Source organism: Raoultibacter timonensis (assembly GCF_900240215.1).
Classification (GTDB): Bacteria; Actinomycetota; Coriobacteriia; order Coriobacteriales; family Eggerthellaceae; genus Raoultibacter; species Raoultibacter timonensis.
Window position 1 is genome coordinate 169,992 of record NZ_LT964681.1, and the last position, 19,124, is coordinate 189,115.

Below are 19,124 nucleotides of genomic sequence, written 5' to 3' on the forward strand. Positions count from 1 at the left end.
CGCCGTGTTCTACGAGATATGCCCGAGGAAGTCCTTCGTGCGGTCGGACTGCGGATTGTCGAACACCGCCTCAGGCGTTCCCTCCTCCACGATCACGCCGCCGTCCATGAAGATGACCCGATCGGCTACGTCGCGCGCGAACCCCATCTCGTGCGTCACCACCATCATGGTCATGCCGCCTTTGGCAAGCTCCTTCATAACGCCGAGCACGTCGCGCACGAGCTCCGGATCGAGCGCGCTCGTAGCCTCGTCGAACAGCATCACGTGCGGATCCATGGCAAGCGCGCGGGCGATGGCCACGCGCTGTTGCTGGCCGCCCGAGAGTTCGGAGGGCTTGTAATCGATGCGGTCGCCGAGACCCACCCGGGTCAACTGGTCGACGGCCACGCGCTCGGCCTCTTCCCTGGAACGCTTGAGCACCTTCTGCTGGGCGAGCATCACGTTCTTCTTCGCCGTCAGGTGCGGGAACAGGTTGAAGTTCTGGAACACCATGCCCACTTTCGCGCGCACGACGTTGATATCGGTTTTCTTGGCCGTAATCTCGGTATCCTCGAAGAAGATGCGCCCTCCCGTAGGCTTTTCCAGAAGGTTCACGCACCGCAGCATCGTCGACTTGCCCGAACCCGAAGGACCGAGGATGACCACAACCTCGCCGCGGCGCACGGCGAGGTCGATGCCGCGCAGCACCTCGTTATCGTCGAAGCTCTTATGGAGGTCCTCGATGCGGACCACGATCTCGTTGTTCGATTCGCTCATCTACCGCTCACCCCTAGTGACTGATGTGGTTGCCATTGCGCTGCGCGGTCTTTTTGATCTGCGCTGCCGCATCGGCCTCGGTCGGACCGGCAAACGTTTCGGACATGCGGATAGAGCGCGCCACCGCGGCGTCGGAGCCGGGTTCGAAAGCCGCCTCCGCCGTACCCGCCGAGCCGCCATCGGATTTCTTGTGCTTGCGATGGCCGTGCGCCATGCGCGCCTCCATCGAGTTGATGAACTTCGTCATGGGGATGGTCACGATAAGGTAGAAGCCCGCAGCCACGATATAGGGCGTCACGTTGCCCGTTGCGGCCGTAATGGTTTTCGCGTACATCATGAGCTCCATGACGCCGACCGCAGCCAGAAGCGAGGTGTCCTTGTACATGAGGATGAACTCGCTTGTCATGGTCGGGATAACGCGGCGAACCGTCTGAGGGATGATCACGAAGAACATGGTCTGCATGCCGCTCATGCCAAGCGAGCGCGCCGCCTCGGATTGGCCCTTGTTGATCGACTGTATGCCCGCACGGAATATCTCGGCCAGATACGCGCTCGAGTTCATGATGAGCACGATGGCACCCATCATAAACGGGTCCATCTGCACGCCCATGAGCGGCAGGCCGAAAAACGCGATGTAGAGCTGCAGGAACAGGGGCGTTCCGCGAACGATGTTGATGTAGGTTGCGCCGAGGGCCCGCGGCAGGCGATGCTTCGCCATGCGCAAAAACGACCATATGAGGCCGAGCGGAATGGCAAGAGGGAAGCTGATGATGACGAGTCCCAAAGACATGAGCCAGCCGGAGAACAGCGCCGGCACCGAAGTGACGATGAGCGTGGGATCGAAGAACAGGTGGAGGAACTTGTTCGAGTTCCACGCCTTGACCCATTCCTGTTCGCCGAGCCACGACGAGGCCTGCTCCGTTGGAGACGTGCTCGAAACCGTAATGACCTGGTCGGTCGCCGGCATCTCGTGCTGCTGCCCGTCGGCGGTGGTGTAGCTTCCCGCAACGCCGAACGTGCCGCCGTTCGCGGGCAAGAGCGTTCGGTTGCACTCGACCATGATGAGCGATCCTGCCGGAGCCGGCTCGGAGAGCGCCACTGTGACCGAAGATCCGTCGACGGTCGCTTCGGCCTCGGCCTCGAGACGATCGAGCCCCGCGAGCACCGTCGTTTTAACGTTCTCGGCCTCGACGGTCGATCCTTCGGGCAGCTCGATGACCACGCCGGCCACCGACTCGTCTTCGGCGGATTGGCCCTGCCACGTTACCCGCGTTGCCGTTGCGCCCAAAACGGTCGTGCTATCGCCGTCTTTGTTCGGCTTGGCGGTCCAGCGCTCCACATCGAGGGCATGCGCTTGGACCGGCAAGGCGAACGAAAGGGCAAGCGCCGCGGCGAACAGAATCGCCACGGCGCTAAGAGTGTGTTTCCGCAAGAACTGAATAGCGGTCCGCATCGTCACCCTATCTGTAGATTGCTCGGTAGGTTATTGCAGCCACTTGGCGGCAATTTCGTCGTACTTCCCGCTATCGCGCACTGCCTTGATAGCCTCGTTGAGCGCCTTGGTGAGTTCGGGGTTGTCCTTGCTCACCGCAATGCCGTACTGCTCGCCCGTCGGGATCTCGGCGATGACCTCGCAGTCGGTGTAGGCGGTCTTCACGTAGTAGTTGGTCACCGGCAAATCGACGGCGATGGCATCGATCTGGCCCGACTGCAGCGCCGCGTACACCGCGGTCATCTCGTCGAAGCCGACCATCTCGACGTCCTTGATGTTCTCGGCAGCCCACTCGTAGCCGGTCGTGCCCGTCTGGGCGCCGACCTTCTTGCCCTCGAGCTGGTTCACTTCGGTGATGCCGGACTCCTTGAGCACAGTGATGCCCTGGTTCACGTCGCAGATCGGATCGGTGAAATCAACCTGCTCGAGGCGCTCGTCGTTGATGGTGATGCCCGACACGCCCACATCGGCCTTTCCGCCGGTCTGGATGAGCGGCACGATGGTGTCGAACTTCGTTGACGGCAGGTACTCGCACTCGATGCCCATCTCCTCGGCCAGAGCCTGCATGAGCTCCACCTCGAAGCCCTCGGGCTTGTCGCCGTTGAGGTTCTCGAACGGCGGGAAGTCGAGCGAAGCGGCAACGGTCAGCTTGCCGTCGTTGATGAGCGCGTAGCCCGACTCAGTGGCGGGAGCGCTTCCGCCTTCGTCCTTCTTGGCACCGTCGTCGCCCGACGAGCAGCCGAACAGCGCAAGCGCTGCAACGAGCGCGCCAACGACGGCGAGCAGGCTCCATTTCTTCAATTTCATAGGTATCCCTCCCTCTTTGCATGGTCCACATGCGCAAATTACTACGGACAACCGCTTTACCATAATAAAGCGTATCTGCTGCATTATCCAATATTTCTTTGGATCATGGCCGTGTTTTCGCTAAGCGGGATGCTCTTTCCGTGTGAGCGATACCGATAGCGGCCGCGTGAGCAATCGCGATCGGCCGCACGGGCGAACTAGCAAACCGCCGTGGGGCGCGTGATCTCGGCAACGCACACGTCGGGGGCGTCAGCGTAAGGAAGGTAGGTGTCGAGGTCCGTCGTATTGGTTGCCCGAACTCCCGCGAAGCGGGTTCGGGCTCCAAGGCCGAACCCGAGCACGTCGCTACCGCCCGCCTCCATTTCGCGATATCGGCACCGGGCACCCGGCTGCGCGAACAGCAGGGGAAGGTACTGATCGAAGCCGTGTGCCGTGAGGTAGGCCGTGGCGAAGCCGAGCAGCTGCGCGCGCCCTTCGTCAGAGGAGGAAGCGCATGCGGGGCTTTGCGGGCTCACGGACTGCAGCGTGATGTGCGCGGCTCCGTAGGCAATCGCCTTGTCGATGCTCCGCCGAAGCGAGGCGGTGGTCTGCCCCGCTATGCCCACGGCAAGGCTGAACTCGAGCGAAAGCATCGCGCGGGCAGCGGTTCCCAGGACCATCGACGTCGTATCCATGGCAGACGGATCGAGGAATCTCCCGAGCGTCGCCCACTCCGACGGGCTTGCGGTTTCGTACTCCACCGCAAGCCTCGTCACACGCCCCCTTCTGCAAGCGTTGAGCGTCTCGACGCTCACCATGCCGGGATGCACCGTACACGTGATTTCCGCATCAGCGGCCATATCGAACATGCGGGGAAGCGACCGGAGAAGATTGCCGAGCTCTTCGTCGAACATGTGCCCCGCGATGCCGCCGCCCACCCAAACGGCCGCGACGGTGCAATCGTCGAATCCGCCCGCCGCCGATTCGATCTCGCGGCCGAGCGCCTCAATGTAGGCACGTCGCACCCGCGGATCGCCCGCCTCGAGCGTCGCCTGCATGCAGTACGGGCACACGCAAGGACAAAACGGAGCGCTGAGGAACAAGGCTATCGGCTGCTTTGCATCGGGGTTGTACATGGGTTTTCCAATCGTCTGTCTTTCTGCAGCGAGCGCGCAACGCCGTCGCGCGCTCGGAGGTCGGCGCGGCATCGCCCTTCGATCAAACGAGCGACCCGCAGCTTATTCGAGCGAACCTGGGCCGCAGTGCATCGCATGCTGCGGCCCGGCGCTCGGATGGCGGCATAAACGGTACCGGTCTTTACGCCTGTTCGGCCAGATGCTCACCCAAAAGGGCGCCGAACACGGTGGCAAACCCGATGCTGATGCCGTTCATGGGCGCGGTGTACTGCAGGGGGAAGCGACCGCCGGAAGCGTTCCCCGTAGCATAGAGGCCCTCGATGGGCTCGAAGTTCTGATCGAGGCACCTGCCGTCGCCGTCGATGAACAGGCCCGCGAGCGTTACGAGCACGATGTTGGCGTTGCGCTGCAGCTTCTCGGCGAAGTACGGGGGTTCGCTGATGCGGAACATCATATCGGCAGATTTCGCATAATCATCGTCTTTGCCCGCGGCCGCGTAGGCGTCGTAGGTCTGCACCGCTTCGACGAAATTGTCGACGGCTTCGCCCTCGAAGCCCAGATATCCCGCCAGCTCTTCAAGCGTATCCGCTGCAAACAGACTCTCGTTCACGCCCGTCGCACCGGCATCGACGGCGGATTGCAGCGTAGCAGCAAGCTCGTCCATCTTGGCATCGCTGATATCGCTCAGGTTGAAGTGCCCGAGCGCTTGGTTTTGGGCGAACTCGCGCCAATGCCCGTTATCCCACACCTGGATGACACTGCTGTCGATGGGTTGACGAGCCGATTGCACGCCCGCCACGAACGGTACGCCGAACGCCTCGTTGCAGTAGCGCTTGCCGTATTTGTTGATCCACAGCCCCGATGCGGCGCCGAACGTGCCCATCGGCAGAGCCGAGGTGCATCCGCCCATCGCAGCGCGCGGGCCGAGCTCCATCACGCCACCGGCCCACATGCCCATCCTGATGCCGTAACCGTCGCGGCCCGAGCCTACAAGCTGCGTGTAGGGGTTCGATTCCTGCACCTCGGTGCAGAGCGCGCTGTACATCTCGGAATTGGCGCTGAAGTCGCCGGTCGCCAGCACAACGCCCTTTGCGCCGACAAGTTTGACGTAGGTTTCATCCGCATCGTTTTGCACGATAACGCCGCTCACCGCATCGCCGTCTTTGACAAGAACTTTGGCGGTATAGCCGAACAGCGCCTGCGAATCGGGGCTCGCCTCGATGCCTTTGTCGACCGAAGCGGTGCAGAAGGCGCCCGATGTCTCGAACGCGCCGGACCCGAGGTTGATGACCGCCGGGTACGTCCAGAAGTAACCCTTCTTGTAGCTGTAGTCCCCGCTCGTATTGAGCGAATTCACGCCTGTGACAGCCGAAAGATCGGGTTGCAGCTCCATCATCCAATCCACCATTTCGCCGTTGCGATGGGCGAACTGCCTGATGAGATCGGGATGAGCACGACCCGCCGACTGCAGCTGATAGCTGTCGATGAAATCGACCGGGTCGAACGTATCTTTCGGAATGCCGAGCACCTTTTCTTGCCACGTCGAGTTGAAATGCCCGAGCTGCCCGCCGTACGTCTCGAACGTCTCCTTTGCCTGCGTGTCGACGACGATGCAGGTCAGACCTTTCTCGCATGCCATGCGAAAGCACTGCGATCCCGCATACCCTGCGCCGACGATCACGATATCCGCCTCTTGGGTTTCGGTTACCTGATCGTCTGCTATCGTCGGAGCTTCGCCCAACCAGTCACGGCGCATCGAGTAGTACACGGTATTGCCGTTGACGTCGGTTCCCACGTTCGACGTAGACGAGGCCCCGCTTCCCGCCTCCTCGCCCGCACTATCGGCGGCACCGTCTTCGGCCGCCGCAGTCGAGCTCGCAGGGCTGCAGCCCGCAAGTCCCGCTCCCGCCGCTGCCGTCCCGGCCAACGCCAGGCCCATCAGAAACGAACGGCGCGACAATCCAGCGCCTTGTCCAGACTCGAAGTTCTCCATGCGTACATCCCTTCTCTTGGGTGCGGCCGGCATCGTGTGCACCGCGCACACGTTCCGCTCATGCGTCCGGCCCCCTTGCGGGGCACATCATGGCAAGCCCGTTGGCCGCCCTCAAGAAACCATGGACGTTTGGCCGCGAGACGGGAACGATTGGGCACAAAGCGTTTTCGCCGAATTGCTATACTGGCATCAGGCGAAAACGGCTCGTCGCGCTGCGCGGCCGCACGGGAAGAGACGGTATGGATTCGATTCGCGTCTGCATAGTGGAGGACGACGACCGTGACGCACGTCTTCTGCGCGAAGCGCTCGACCGCTTTACGGCGGAGCAGGGCACCGCATTCGACATTGCGGTCTTTCACGACGGCGCGGATATTGTCGAGCGCTACCCCGCCGACACCGACATCGTCTTTCTCGATATCGAAATGGGAGGGCTCGACGGCCTGTCTACGGCACGCACCATACGCGCGCACGACGGGGACGTCCTCATATTCTTCGTAACGAACATGATCCAGTTCGCACTCGAGGGATATACGGTCAACGCGTCTGCCTACATCGTCAAGCCGCTGCGCTATCCGCTTTTCCGCACCCATATGCAGCGCGCGATACAAACGCTCGAACAACGGCGGGAGCGGTTCGTCACCCTGCGCAGCGGCCGCGAGCACGTGTTTGTGAACAGCAATAAGATCATGTACGTAGAAACATCGCAGAAACGCTCGCTTGTCCATACCGATACGAGCAGCATCTTCTGCAACGAGGCGCTCCAGGCGATCGAAAAGAAACTCGATCCCGCCCAGTTCTTCCGCGTGCACGCATCGTTTCTCGTAAATCTCGCCTACGTCGACACCGTCATGCCGAAAGACGTGGTCGTCCGCGGCACGGCTATTCCCATCAGCAAGCACCGCAAGCATTTCTTCATGAAGGTGCTTGCCGATTACAAAGGACGGTTCCTATGATAAGCGGGTACTTTCTCGACACGACGGGCATCATCTGGCAGGTTCCCTGCCTGCTCGAGTGCCTCGTGTTCTTCGTGCTCGTACGGCCCCTGCAAAGCCGCCGCCCGCTCGGCTGGCCCGCCGCATGGGCGGCCATCGCGCTTGTTGCCTACCAAATGCTGGTCACGTACCTGCACCAGCAGTTCTCCATCGACTTCTTTCTCTGCCTCGCCGGGTACTTCTCCTACCTCGCTTGGGAGAAAAGCTCGAGCAAGCAGCAGGACCTCTACGTCAGCTGCGTGTTCATCCTGTGCGTAGAGGCGGGAAAGATCGTCGCCCTCGACCTGTTCATGCAGCCGTTCGTCGATCTTTTCTCGCAGTGGTCGCCCCTTGCGCTCACGCTCTTGAACTTCGGCCTCACCTTCGGCGTGCTGGCAGCCATCTCGCTTCTCGTGAGCCGCTGGCTGTTCGACAACGGCGCCGAGAACCTCACGTGGACCCAGTGCCTCTCGATCCTTCTGCCCATCCTCCCCTTCATGCTGCTGCGATCGCGCAGCTACGCCTACGAGAACGCCGATACGCCCCTGTACCAGGACATGGTGCTCACCTTGCTTCTGCTGCTCGGGTCGATCATCGTCATCATCGTGGTAAACGCCGCGAACCTTTCTTCGGTCGTGAAGAAGGCCGAGCTTCTGCAGATGGAGGCGCTCTTGCGCGAGCAGCATCAGCACTATGCGATGAAGAAGAACGCCGTCGATGCGGTGCGGCGCCAATACCACGACCTGAAGCACTACCTGGGAACTCTCGAATCAAGCCATGATATCGGCCAGGTGCAGGCGTTCGTGGAGGGCATGAGCCAGAGCATCTCGCCGTACGAGGCGTTCGTCGAGACAGGCAACGAAGCGGTCGACATCATCCTTGCCGACAAGGCCGCCCTCTGCCAGAGCGAGCTGATCAGGCTCGTCCCCTACGTCGACGCCAGCCGTCTCGGCTTCATGACGAGCTTCGAACTGTGCGCGCTGTTCGGCAACGCCCTCGACAACGCCATCGAAGCTACGGCCCCGCTTGGGGAAGAAGCGCTGCGCGAGATTGCCCTCAAGGTATCCTACGATCGCAACCTCATGGTCATGCGGGTAAACAACAACTTCGTCGGCGAGCTTTCGAAGAGAGGGCAGCGTCTGGCAACCACGAAAAGCCAGCGAGAAGGCCACGGTTTCGGATTGGACAGCATCGAGGAAATAGCCCAGAAACACGGAGGAGCCATGAGCTTCGAGGCGAAGGACGGCGTGTTCGTGCTCAACGTCGTAATCCCCGTGCCCGCGTAGTTTGCGCTATGGCGTACGCAAGACCATAACGGCAGAAGCGCCCACCCACATGGTATGATAAGCAGGCATACCGCAAAACACATCACTAAGCAACATCAGAGGCGCTTTTGGGTGCGCGGCCATTGGATCGGGGGACGCTGTGGCTAACGGCACATACATTACCACCATCTCGTACAACATGGTTATCGACATGCTGCAACCGAATGAGATTATCTCCGAACCGGCACATCCCCCCAAGGGATTCAAATGGGTGTCGTCGGTCCATTGGGAAAAGGGCATTGTCCCCGAAAAGGACATGCTGTTCGTATGCAAAGGCAAAGCCGCCGAACAGGCATCGAAGCTTCACCCCTCGTCCTGCCTGATCGTAATCGCCGAAGAGGATGCTTCCGAGGCGACGCCCGACATCCCCAATCAGGCAATCGTCATACGGGGCACTTCCCGTTCGGCTAACCTATTGCAAATACTGCAGAACTATTTTCTCTCAATCCAAGCTTGGCAAAACGAACTCGATCGGATCCCGCTTTCCTCTGACGGGTACGAACAGGTACTCCACAAAAGCGGAAAGGTTCTCGGAGTGCCGCTGCTGCTCTATAACGCCGATCTCGTGCCGCTGGCTCGATCGTGGTTCAATGCGAATCTTCCCCTATGCAAGATGTTCGCCGAACGTGAGAAGGAAATCCTCAACAGCGTACTCATGCTGAGAAGGCCTTTGATCTCGTTCAAGGGCACGGCAAGCAATGTTTTTGTTGCGAATGAGCTCATTCGCAACAAAAACAAAGACCTTTACCACGTTCTCGCCCTGTACGAAAAAGAGCCAACGCCGGGCCAACGCGACCTATTCGCCATGCTTGCAAAAAAGATTGCAGAAAAATCGGATCGGCAAACGGGCAGCTACTCCCCTGCCCGGTTCTCGGCATATTCGCTTTTCGATGAATTGATACAGGGGCGATACGTTGCCAAGGGTCTGCTGAACGATTACGCGTACAACATCGGTTTCCCCCTTGATGCCGAATTCAGGCTCCTTCGTTTCGTTTCAGAGAACCCCGAAGCCGATGACGGTTTGCCGAGCCTGCTTAACGAAGCAAAACACATGAACGATGGGAAATGCCTTCCCGTAGTCTACAACGATGACTTGCTTGTGTTGCTCTACTCGAAGGGTCTCGACAACATTCTTTCGAACTCGATTATTGAAGAAGAATTGCTTCGTTGCTGTGGCCCCATCAAAGGATACGTGGCAATGTCGCAAGTATTCGATGACATTTCCAACCTTTTGTTTGCATACCAGCAGACTAACCTCGTCATCAAATACAAAGAGTTCGTCAACCTCGAACAGCGTTTTACGACAGCGGACAAGGAGCTGCAGGCTCCGTGCTATACATTCGAAGAAGTACTCAAGTTCGCTATCCTCGACTCCAGCGACATGAATCAAGAACTCAAAGATTTCTCGTTCTCCCATACGATATTAGAGAAGATCATTGCAGAGGACATCGCAACCGGCGGTGACGATGCTCGCATTCTCGCATCGTACATTCATCACGAACGCAAAGCGACCGCCGTTGCAGAGAAGCTCCACATGCATAGAAATACCGTCTTGTATCGAATCGATAAAATCGAAAAGCGCTTCGGATTGAACTTCGACGAAAGCTGGTCGCGCGATAGGGTGCTCTTTGATTTCTCGATCCTGTATTGCAAGCTCATGCGAAACCCTGAACTGTACCGAGAGATTCTCGGACAAGATACCCCGTAGGAAGCATCTGCGGAGCAAGCCCTCAAGATCGCGGAATGAAAAACGACGGTCCGAATCGCAAGGCACAGCGACTCGGACCGTTTAGTGCCCTCAAAGCGTTCAGGCGCTTTGGGCCAGCTGGATGACCGCGTTATCTAAAAGATGCGTACGCGCCTTGGCCCGCAATGCCATTTCGCGCAACTGATACACACGGCCGTTCATTTCAAGCATCCTACGCGTCTCAAGCTCGCTTCCTGGAGCTATGGTCCTCAGGGCGCAAAATATGTCATCCTCGCCAATTTCCAAGTTCTCATGGCGGGCCAGGGCATCCAACGCAAGACCCTGACGCAGAACTTCTTCAGCCCTCATGCGCATACGTGCCATGAATTGAGCACCCGTGACCCCCTGCATTGCATAGAATTCCTCTTCAGCAATACCCTGCTTAGCAAGAGCCGCGGAGATATTCTGCATCAGTCCCGCGCGGGCGTAATCGTAGTATACTTCCGGCAGATCGAGATCCCTTAACCGCTGCGCTAGAGCAGACGCAACGGCTTCCTCTTTCGCCCTATCGTAGTCGACGCGCGCCTTTTCGGCCAAACTCTCCCTGACCAAAGTGCGAAAGCCCTCGACATCATGCGCACCCGGTATGGAGCTCTTCACCCAATCGTCGGTAACGTCAGGCGTGTCTTTTTTTACAATATCGATCAGATGGAGCACGCAGTCCATCGTCTCTTCGACTTCAAGGCCGAGGAAATTCTTGCTTTTTACGACAAACGAGAACTCTTTGATATCGCCAGGCTTCATGCCGGGAAGCCGTTCCTCTATCTGCGGGGGCAGCAAGCCATCGCCTATGCGATAAACCGTCTCCGCCATCGTGAGGGCCCGCACTTGCATCCCGCATTTTTTCGTATCAAGCGAAATGACGTTTCTGGTGCCGGCATCGGCTTCGCTCGCTTGCTCGTCTTTGACGAGGCGGGCTTTTTCTTCAACAATGGCCTGCATGTTCCGGGCGACCAAATCGTCCGATACAGCGAAATCGGGCAGAGCGAGAGCTACGGGCTCGTACGACGATAACTCAAGTTCCGGCTTGAGATACACCGTTGCTTCGAAGGTGAACTCCGGACCTTCAGGATATCCCGCCATGGATTCAACGACCGGCTCGAGAGCCGCCGGCAGGTCCTCCCTGCCTACGATCTCGTCAACGCATTGATTCGCCAGGCAAAGCGCAACCTGATGGTCTAAATCGTCGCCTAGTTTCTTCCGCAATGCGTCTTGGGGCTGGTTTGTAATGTAGTCAACACCCATTTGCATGGCGAGAAAGACGAGTATCTCTTGCGAAAGCTCGCCGTACTCGTCTCGAGAAAGGGCCACGCTGAACCGCTTCTGCAGTTTGCTTTCGTTTTCCCCGCACTCTTTATAGTCCATGACGTCTCCTATCTATCGGTTGGCACCGAAATGCCATCGGCCCTATCGACCGAAATCATCACCCCAAGGACATGGCTCCGAAAGCCCCGACTCCGCCTCTTCAACTGCCCGAACGCAGGGAATTCCGCACAGCCTCCTGGTGTACTCGCACTTGGTGCTCTCAGGCTCTGGAAGCATGCGCCCGCATCGGGGGCATACGTTTTCGCCCAAAATGTCAGAGTCATCCGAGGGCATCGCAAGCACGTTGCAGTAGGGGCATCGCCGCATTCCTCGGCGCGGGGGGCGACAGCGGCCACATTGCGGATTGCACACATAACACGGCATGCCCACACCTCGTTTTCTACTCTGTCCGATCGTGCGCTGGGGTTGCACCGGTCTCCTTGTGAGCAAAACCCACTAATCCGATCAAGATGCAAAGCACGATCACGCCGATGAAAATGCTGGTGTAATTGCTACCCGCAAGCGGCGTTACTATGTAGGAAGGGACTATAAACGCACCGAGGTTCTGACACGTTGATTGCAGGCCTCCGGCAGCGCCCATATGCTCTGGCTTGATATCCGGCAAGAGCCCCGGCATGGTTTTCCCGATGGGGATAACGCCTCCCATAAGAACCCCCTGACACAGGAAGCAAACGAACGTGATTATCGGGTTGCCGCAGAACCACGCTATGGCCACCAGCAAGGCCATCGCGAATGCCGCGGGGATAAACACGGGTTTTACCTTGTTGATTCTCGCAGCTATAGCCGGAATCAAGACGCCGCCAATCGACACGCATACGTTCGTCGCCGACGTGAGCGTAGCGGCCAAGACGGGATCCCAGGCCAACCCGCCTGCCGCAGCAGGGGACGTCAACGCCGCCACCTGAAACCCGTTTTCGGTCAACGAAAGGCCCATGATCAAAAACATGAGTATGCACGTTATCCAAAGTCCCTTGCTTCGGCAGACAACGCCAATGTGTTCGAAGACTGGTTCATTAACGCCACCTTCGCCATCGGGGTGCGTCTTGCAGAAAACAGCCCAGACGACAACGCATATCCCAAGTAGAACGGCCAGCACGATAAAGGCGGCATGAATATCGACGAACTGACCGCATGCAATGGCAGTTGCGGAGCCGACCGTCGCACCGGCAACGTAGATCCCCATGCCAACCGACATGAACCGGCCAGGAAACCACAATCTCAGCAGCTTTGCCGAATTGGCGTTCAGCGCAGCAAGTGCAACGCCCATAACGAAGCTGGATAAAAACAAGGTCCAGAAATCAACGGCGAACACACGCCAAACCGCTCCTATGGTGGCAACAACAAGGCCCAGTATCATAACCTTGCGGATACCGATCCGATCGGCAAGCGTCCCCGACGGAATGCCGAGAATGGCTCCCGTCAGAAACGAAACGCTCATGCAGAGCGAAAAACCCTGGGGATCGAGCTCGAACGCAGACATCACGTTCAACGCTGCTCCACCGAGAATCAAAAGCGCCCCGTTCAGACAGCAATGAACAACGAACATGCAGGCAATGATAACCCATCGATAGTTGTAGAGCTTTATACCCTCTTTAGAGACCGTGTACTTCATTTCCGTCATTTCAAACCCCCTAAGCAATGAAACGCGGGACATAAGATAGATACGATCAGATCAGCGAAAAAGGCTACCGAACAGCCCCCTCGGAGCCTCCTTGTTTCCATATCTTCCCCTTACGGCCAACCTCGGGGATGACGAACAGAGACACGGCGAACAAAACATAACCGACGACGATAACGGTGAAGAGCACGCTCATATCGTTTGCAAACAGAGGTGCAAGCACGAACGAAGGCAGAACGAACGAAGCGAGGTTCATGACCGTTGAGATCAGGCCGCCGCCAGCACCTGCATACTTAGCCCCCACACCGGGCATAAGGGCGGGCATCGCCATAACGATCGGAGCTCCGCCGCCCGCACCGAATCCGACTATAAAATACAGCACGTACGTCCATGTGCCAAACGGGAGAGCAAAGATGGCAATCGCCGTGCAAACAGCGGCGAGCACAGCTCCAACGGCGACGATGCGGAATCGCCCGACCTTCGTAGCGAACCACGGCCAAAACAAAGAACCGCAGATAACGGCAACGTTCACGATCGTTCCCACGAAACCAGCGCCCAGGAGATCGGCTCCCGTGATAGTCGTCAAGGCCTGCGTAAGATAGCTGTTCTGCGTTGTCCCGAACGCAATGAAGATAGCGGCTGCAAGGGCTGCAAGCCATATGAGCTTCTTGCTGGCAACCACTTTGAGATACTCGATTGTCGGCTCCGCCGCTGGCTTAGGCTCGCCTTTCGGACGATCTCTCAGAACGGCAACGTAGATCACTACCACGACAACGCCGAGAATCGCGGAAAAGGTAAAGGCCGACCGCAATCCGTCGAAAAGAGCTCCGATACCCAAAGCAATTGCCGCGCCCAGCGTACAACTGCCGATATAGAGCCCCATGAGCATAGCTACTTTCTCAGGACGGAACCACGAAGCGAATATTTTAGAAGCGTTCGCATTGAGGCCCGCAAGACCGAAGCCCATCAAAAAACTCGACCAAAACATCGGCATGAATCCGCCGTCGCACAAGAAAACTCTTGCGATTACGCCGATAAGGCCCAAGATAGCGCCAACGTCGGTAGCTATCGCAAGGCTTTTCTTGTCCGCCCATACGCCGAACACAAGGCCGAACAGACCCGTTGTAAGAAACGGAACGGTCATAACCATGGAAAACTCCATGGGCGTATACAGGTACGCACCGGCAGGGTCAAAGAAGAATTGCGAGAGGCCGCCAGGCTGAATGATAGCGATATTCCAAAAACAATGGGCAAGGCACGCCGCAGCAAGGATCAACCACGCATACGGCGTCTTTGCTATTTTTTTCGACTCGTCCATAAACGACTCCTTCATCGTGCGAACAATGACCGGCAGGGGATGCCGCACAGAGCGCCCCCTGCCGAATACCAGATGCTATTGCCCCGACTCGCGCATCTTTTTAAAGCACGGAGCACAGACGATCATGCAGTTCTCGGCCGTCAGAGGCCCATCGGGATCCCGAGCAACAGCCTCCCAGCCACCGATATTCGGGCCTCCCTGCATGGGGAGAATGCACCGCTGCCCGCAGGCGCCCTCATGCCCGTGAGATACGTCTTCGCATTCGCAGCAGCCGCCGCATCGAGCCCATACTTCGTTTACAACCAACGTAGGGAAAGGCTCCCTTTCAGTCATTTCGATCTCCCTTCTATAGAAATCGGATACGCGATCCGCCGCAACGGCGCTTCACTCTCGCTTATTGCTGAGAGCTGAAGACGACGCTGCGCGGATGTTCTGCTGCCAGCTTTGCCAGGTTATCCAAAGTGTCGTAGACCATAATCCCCGACTGGCAATGATGCACGCAGCTGGGTAGGCGCCCTTCGCTTACCCGATCGGCACAGAAATCGCATAGATGGGTAGGAAGCGGAAGGTAGGTAAGCTCCCACTGGCCATTGAGATTCTTGCGAGGCCCATCCTCGCAGAGCACGATCCCGTGCTGTCCTTCGGGAAGGTTCAGCGCCTTCTTGCATGCAACTTCACACGTATGGCAGCCGGTGCAATACTCGTAATTGATGAAAAGTCCGTAGTTGTTACTCATACTGATGACCTCCCATAGCCAACTTCTCAACGCGGTCGTACTCCCAACCACCGAGGCGGGTGACCTGCTCGGATGGCATGATTCTGCTATTTTCTTCGGTGCAGGGGTATATCTTGCACAGCAACCCCTTGTACGGTGCGCCGTAGCCCGTCTCACCGACAACCATCATCGAGGTAAGGTTGTTGATGTTGGAATCGAACACACCGAACAGATGGGGTTCAGCGCCGTCGGTTTCGGGGAACCACCAACCGTGCTCGGCGCTTGCGCAATCGGGCTTCATGCCCTCGGTCACCCAGGCGATCTGACGGCAGCGACCGCGCTGATTCTCGATCCAAACCCATTGTCCGTCTTCGATACCGTATTTCTCAGCGGTTTCGGGGTGGATGCGCACCCGCGGCTCAGGATGGAACTCGCGCATGGTTTTCTGGTTGCGATGCTCCGAATGGAAGAATTCGAACGAACGATGCCCCGTCGTGAGAACGATCGGATACTCTTCAAACCGTTTCGGGGTGCTCAACGGGCCCTCGGGCGGCTCTTCGTAACTGGGAAGCGGATCGTTTCCGAACGCCTCGAGAGTCGTGCAGTACAGCTCTATCATACCTGTCGGCGTATTGAATCCAGGCTGTCCGTCGGGGCGCAGGAGGCCCTTTTCGTAGCGATGGTACTGAAGCGGCTCCCAGTCGTACACCATTTCCTGCAATCCGGCGAAATCCTCGGGCACACCGCCCTCTTTGAGACGGGCGTTGAGCAGATCGACATCAGTCTCATACGGCCAGGCATCGGGGTTCAAGCGTTTTCCGAGCTCAAGAATGATCTGTTCATCGGTCTTCGATTCGTAGTACTCGACAACCCTCGTCGACTGGCGCAGCGGAGTCCACCACGTACGGAGCTGGTTGCGCTCGGGGCTCATAGCGCACGGCAGCACGATATCCGCGCAGGCAACCGCCGTCGGGGTAATGCAGTAGTCGACAACGACGTTGAATTCGGTTGTCTTGATGGCATCGTATACGCGCGGTGCTTCTGCAGCCATGTTTGCAATCGAGTTGCAGCCCTGGAACCACAGCATCTTCACCGGATACGGATCGCCGCATTCGATGGCCTGAAGCACAACATCCGAAGCAGCCGTTGAGCTCAATCCGAACTGATGCATGGGCGAGATATCGTTGCCGAGGCGTTTAGCGCGCATGTCAACGTCGAGATTCTCGAAATAACCGCACAGATAGGCGAGGTTCATGCTGTACGCTTCACGGGCGAGGTAGTTGCCACCGGCTTGGTCGACATTGCCGCAAATGGCGTTCAGGGACATGAGGCAATGCGCTTCGGAAATACCGTTAACGCGCATGTCGGTGGTCAATCCCCATTGGAGAGCGCCAGGCTTCGCCGCCGCAAACATCCGAGCTGCTTTTCGGATATCCTCCGCATCGACCCAAGCGATTTCAGCCGCCTTCTCAGGAGTCATATCCTTGACCCTTTCGGCCAGCTGTTCAAAACCATACGTCCAATTTTCTACAAAATCATGATCGTATAGATCTTCTTGAATGATCACGTTGGTCATGGCCATGGCAATAGCGGAATCGACACCCGGCCTGGGTTGAATCCAAACGTCAGCGCGAGACGCCAACCAGGTAAGGTCGGGATCGACGACAATGAGCTTCGTCTTGGCTTGGGTCATCATATCGACGATCCAGTGACCGAGGAAGCCGTCGCCGTTCGACTTGATCACATCGTTACCCCAGACGAGAACAACCTCAGGGTATTCGTACTCGGGATGATCCCAGCGCTCCTCGTTAAACTGCGATGCGTCCACAACAGGAAGATCTCCGCACACGCAGAACGACAGCGACGTGCGGGGAACCATGCAGCAATCGCCGGAAAGGAAGCCAAAGCTCATATTGGGCGTTCCGAAGCCCGCATAGCAAATCAGCGGGTTTTGCCAGCAGACGTTTCGACCGGTACCGATCATGCCGCAAATCGCTTCAGCGCCCCATTCCTTCTGAATGCGCTGAACGTTTTCGACGATGATGTCGTACGCCTCGTCCCAGCTGATGCGCTCCCATTTGTTTTCACCGCGCTCGCCTACCCGCTTCACGGGCCACTTCAGGCGATCGAGCAGCTCGTTGCACGCCTCGGGGAGGTTAAGGCAGCGCATGCACAAGCGACCTCTGTTATACGGTTGATTCGGGTCGCCTTCCACCCGATCCAGCTTTCCATCCTTGACATACAGAAGAATGCCGCATGAGTTGTGGCAGCCCGGTGCCGACCAATGGCACACGCGGTAAACGTCGTAGTCCCCCTCCTTCCAATGAAAATCAGTCTTGTAGAGTTCAGGGTCAAACTTTTTTTCGAAAAGCTCCATAACCCCACCTTCCTCTCTCGTCCGCTTATGCCGAATGCATACGGTGCCCCCGATAGAGCTCGGTTGCGCGCTCGAATACGACCCATTCGACGCTTTGTCCCCCGTCCCACAAAGAGCTCCGTTGGGCGCAGTCTATCCAAGAAAAATGAGGTCGAACATGGAAGAGTTCACAAAAGTAGGTGCCGATTTTTAGAGCTTTTTCGAACCGCCTTACGCACGTCGCTCCAACCAGCGAATTGAGCAGGTGGCAGAGTAAAACCTCCAAAATCAAACGAACGATTTTGGAGGTTTTGCCATGTGCGATCGGCATGTTGATTCATATACTTGCGACCGTAGCGCCTCATTCATCCGCGCAGAAAGGAATCGCCATGTGCTTCAGACCAGCTGATATCTCAGGACCCAAAGAATGCCCGCAATGCGGCAAAATCATTCCCGTTATTCCAGGAATGCCTTTTCCTGAAACGTGCTCGGGATGCGGGTCCGATCTTTCATCGATCGCCCCAAGCGCTGCGGGAGAAGGAACGATCAAACCGCCCGCAGCCCCGCAGACGAGCGGCGCACCCAAAGCACCGAAAGCGCCCGGTGCTCCCAAGCCCCCCAGCATTCCGAAAGCATAGGAGGCCGCCAACACGAGCGGCCTCTTGCTCTTGGAGCGCATGTTCACAAGCCGCCGGTTTCGATGGGAGATGCACCTCCCATCGAAACTCAACCGTGCCCGAAGGCGACGGTGCGGGGGTTGACGAGCGCCGCCAGCATCGATCGACTTCCCCTACGGTCCCCTCGGCTGCGCGTTGCGGCTAGCTTGCGGGCAGCTGCTCGGGCATGTGCCTCGATTCGAGCACTTCGAGCTGAACGGGGTTCGGTGCGCTATCGAGCGACCTCAGGTCGATTCGATATTTCTCGGATACATACTCGTAGCCTTCGTCGAGCGCAAGCAGCTGCATCGACGGATTGCGGCTCTCGAGGTATATCGCATCCACCCCGATCATAGGGGCAATGGCTGTCCACGTTGAAAGCATTTGGCCCATGTACCCCCTGCCTCGATGCTGGGGGAGCGTATAGCACGATACGATCGTTGCAGCACGCTCGGCGCCCCCTTGCATTGCGATGGCGGGCATCCGATCCACCACTTCAAGGCCCGACATCGATACGACGCTGCCATCGTATTCGACAAGGGCAAAATACACATGCGTGTTGAGGTTGCGGCGCACGTACGCTTCCGTTTGGGTGCAGAACAGGCGGTACGCATCGTCTGAAGGCGCCACCTCCCAGTATTCGACCGATTGAGCGCAGCGCAATGCGCAAATGATCTCAATATCGCTTTGATCAGCCAGCCTGATGGTAATCGAGTCGCCAACCGCAAGACCCTCGTCGTTCGGTGCCGCATATACCGCTTGCGGTCGAGACGGCACCTGCATGACGAGACTCAGCGCCAGCTCCCGCATCTCGCGTGCGAATCCATCTTCCTCATGCAAGTCGGCATAGCTCTCGCCCACACCCGCGCTCTTGCCCAAGTTCTTCGCCATATCCATGAAATTACCTCGCTTTATCGAAATGCCCAGCG

14 protein-coding genes are annotated in these 19,124 nt (G+C 57.9%); 3 read left to right on the forward strand and 11 right to left on the reverse strand.

All coding sequences use genetic code 11. The features are described from left to right. Positions 1-9: 9 nt before the first annotated feature. The 5 genes from C1722_RS12935 to C1722_RS12955 all read right to left on the reverse strand — a co-directional run bounded on the left by C1722_RS12935 (position 10) and on the right by C1722_RS12955 (position 6,163). The gene (locus tag C1722_RS12935; protein ID WP_102379793.1) at positions 10-756 is read right to left on the reverse strand and encodes an amino acid ABC transporter ATP-binding protein; all 747 of its coding nucleotides are present in this window, start codon (positions 754-756) and stop codon (positions 10-12) included. A 13-nt stretch (positions 757-769) separates the two neighbouring features. Further along, positions 770-2,209: an amino acid ABC transporter permease gene (locus tag C1722_RS12940; protein ID WP_102379794.1), complete on the reverse strand. Its 1,440-nt coding sequence runs from the start codon at positions 2,207-2,209 to the stop codon at positions 770-772. A gap of 30 nt (positions 2,210-2,239) precedes the next feature. Next, positions 2,240-3,055 carry an ABC transporter substrate-binding protein gene (locus C1722_RS12945; protein ID WP_102379795.1) on the reverse strand — a complete coding sequence of 272 codons (816 nt, stop codon included), beginning with the start codon at positions 3,053-3,055 and terminating at the stop codon, positions 2,240-2,242. A gap of 197 nt (positions 3,056-3,252) precedes the next feature. After that, positions 3,253-4,170 carry a hypothetical protein gene (locus C1722_RS12950; protein WP_102379796.1) on the reverse strand — a complete coding sequence of 306 codons (918 nt, stop codon included), beginning with the start codon at positions 4,168-4,170 and terminating at the stop codon, positions 3,253-3,255. Between the two features lie 181 nt (positions 4,171-4,351). After that, positions 4,352-6,163: an FAD-binding protein gene (locus tag C1722_RS12955; RefSeq protein WP_102379797.1), complete on the reverse strand. Its 1,812-nt coding sequence runs from the start codon at positions 6,161-6,163 to the stop codon at positions 4,352-4,354. A 239-nt stretch (positions 6,164-6,402) separates the two neighbouring features. Here C1722_RS12955 and C1722_RS12960 point away from each other — a divergent pair, with 239 nt between their 5' ends. The 3 genes from C1722_RS12960 (at position 6,403) to C1722_RS12970 (ending at position 10,167) form a co-directional block, all read left to right on the forward strand. Further along, a complete protein-coding gene (locus C1722_RS12960) occupies positions 6,403-7,116 on the forward strand; it encodes a LytR/AlgR family response regulator transcription factor (RefSeq protein WP_180995247.1) in 714 nt (237 codons plus the stop codon). Next, on the forward strand, positions 7,113-8,420 hold the full coding sequence (locus tag C1722_RS12965; protein ID WP_102379799.1) for an ATP-binding protein: 1,308 nt from the start codon (positions 7,113-7,115) through the stop codon (positions 8,418-8,420). Before C1722_RS12960 ends, C1722_RS12965 begins: the two co-directional genes overlap by 4 nt. 139 nt (positions 8,421-8,559) lie before the next feature. Continuing rightward, positions 8,560-10,167: a PucR family transcriptional regulator gene (locus C1722_RS12970; RefSeq protein ID WP_102379800.1), complete on the forward strand. Its 1,608-nt coding sequence runs from the start codon at positions 8,560-8,562 to the stop codon at positions 10,165-10,167. Between the two features lie 99 nt (positions 10,168-10,266). Here C1722_RS12970 and C1722_RS12975 read toward each other — a convergent pair whose 3' ends face one another. From C1722_RS12975 to C1722_RS13005, 6 genes are all read right to left on the reverse strand, one after another. Further along, positions 10,267-11,571 carry a trigger factor gene (locus C1722_RS12975; protein ID WP_102379801.1) on the reverse strand — a complete coding sequence of 435 codons (1,305 nt, stop codon included), beginning with the start codon at positions 11,569-11,571 and terminating at the stop codon, positions 10,267-10,269. 340 nt (positions 11,572-11,911) lie between these two features. Next, the gene (locus C1722_RS12980) at positions 11,912-13,153 is read right to left on the reverse strand and encodes an MFS transporter (protein ID WP_180995248.1); all 1,242 of its coding nucleotides are present in this window, start codon (positions 13,151-13,153) and stop codon (positions 11,912-11,914) included. A 64-nt stretch (positions 13,154-13,217) separates the two neighbouring features. Further along, on the reverse strand, positions 13,218-14,468 hold the full coding sequence (locus tag C1722_RS12985; protein ID WP_180995249.1) for an MFS transporter: 1,251 nt from the start codon (positions 14,466-14,468) through the stop codon (positions 13,218-13,220). Positions 14,469-14,862: 394 nt separating this feature from the next. After that, complete coding sequence (locus C1722_RS12990; protein ID WP_102379804.1) at positions 14,863-15,204, reverse strand: 4Fe-4S dicluster domain-containing protein; 342 nt, start codon at positions 15,202-15,204, stop codon at positions 14,863-14,865. Continuing rightward, positions 15,197-17,560: a molybdopterin-dependent oxidoreductase gene (locus C1722_RS12995; RefSeq protein ID WP_102379805.1), complete on the reverse strand. Its 2,364-nt coding sequence runs from the start codon at positions 17,558-17,560 to the stop codon at positions 15,197-15,199. The genes C1722_RS12990 and C1722_RS12995 overlap by 8 nt, the downstream gene beginning before the upstream one ends. 797 nt (positions 17,561-18,357) lie before the next feature. Next, positions 18,358-19,092: a GNAT family N-acetyltransferase gene (locus C1722_RS13005; RefSeq protein WP_102379807.1), complete on the reverse strand. Its 735-nt coding sequence runs from the start codon at positions 19,090-19,092 to the stop codon at positions 18,358-18,360. Between the last annotated feature and the right edge of the window lie 32 nt (positions 19,093-19,124).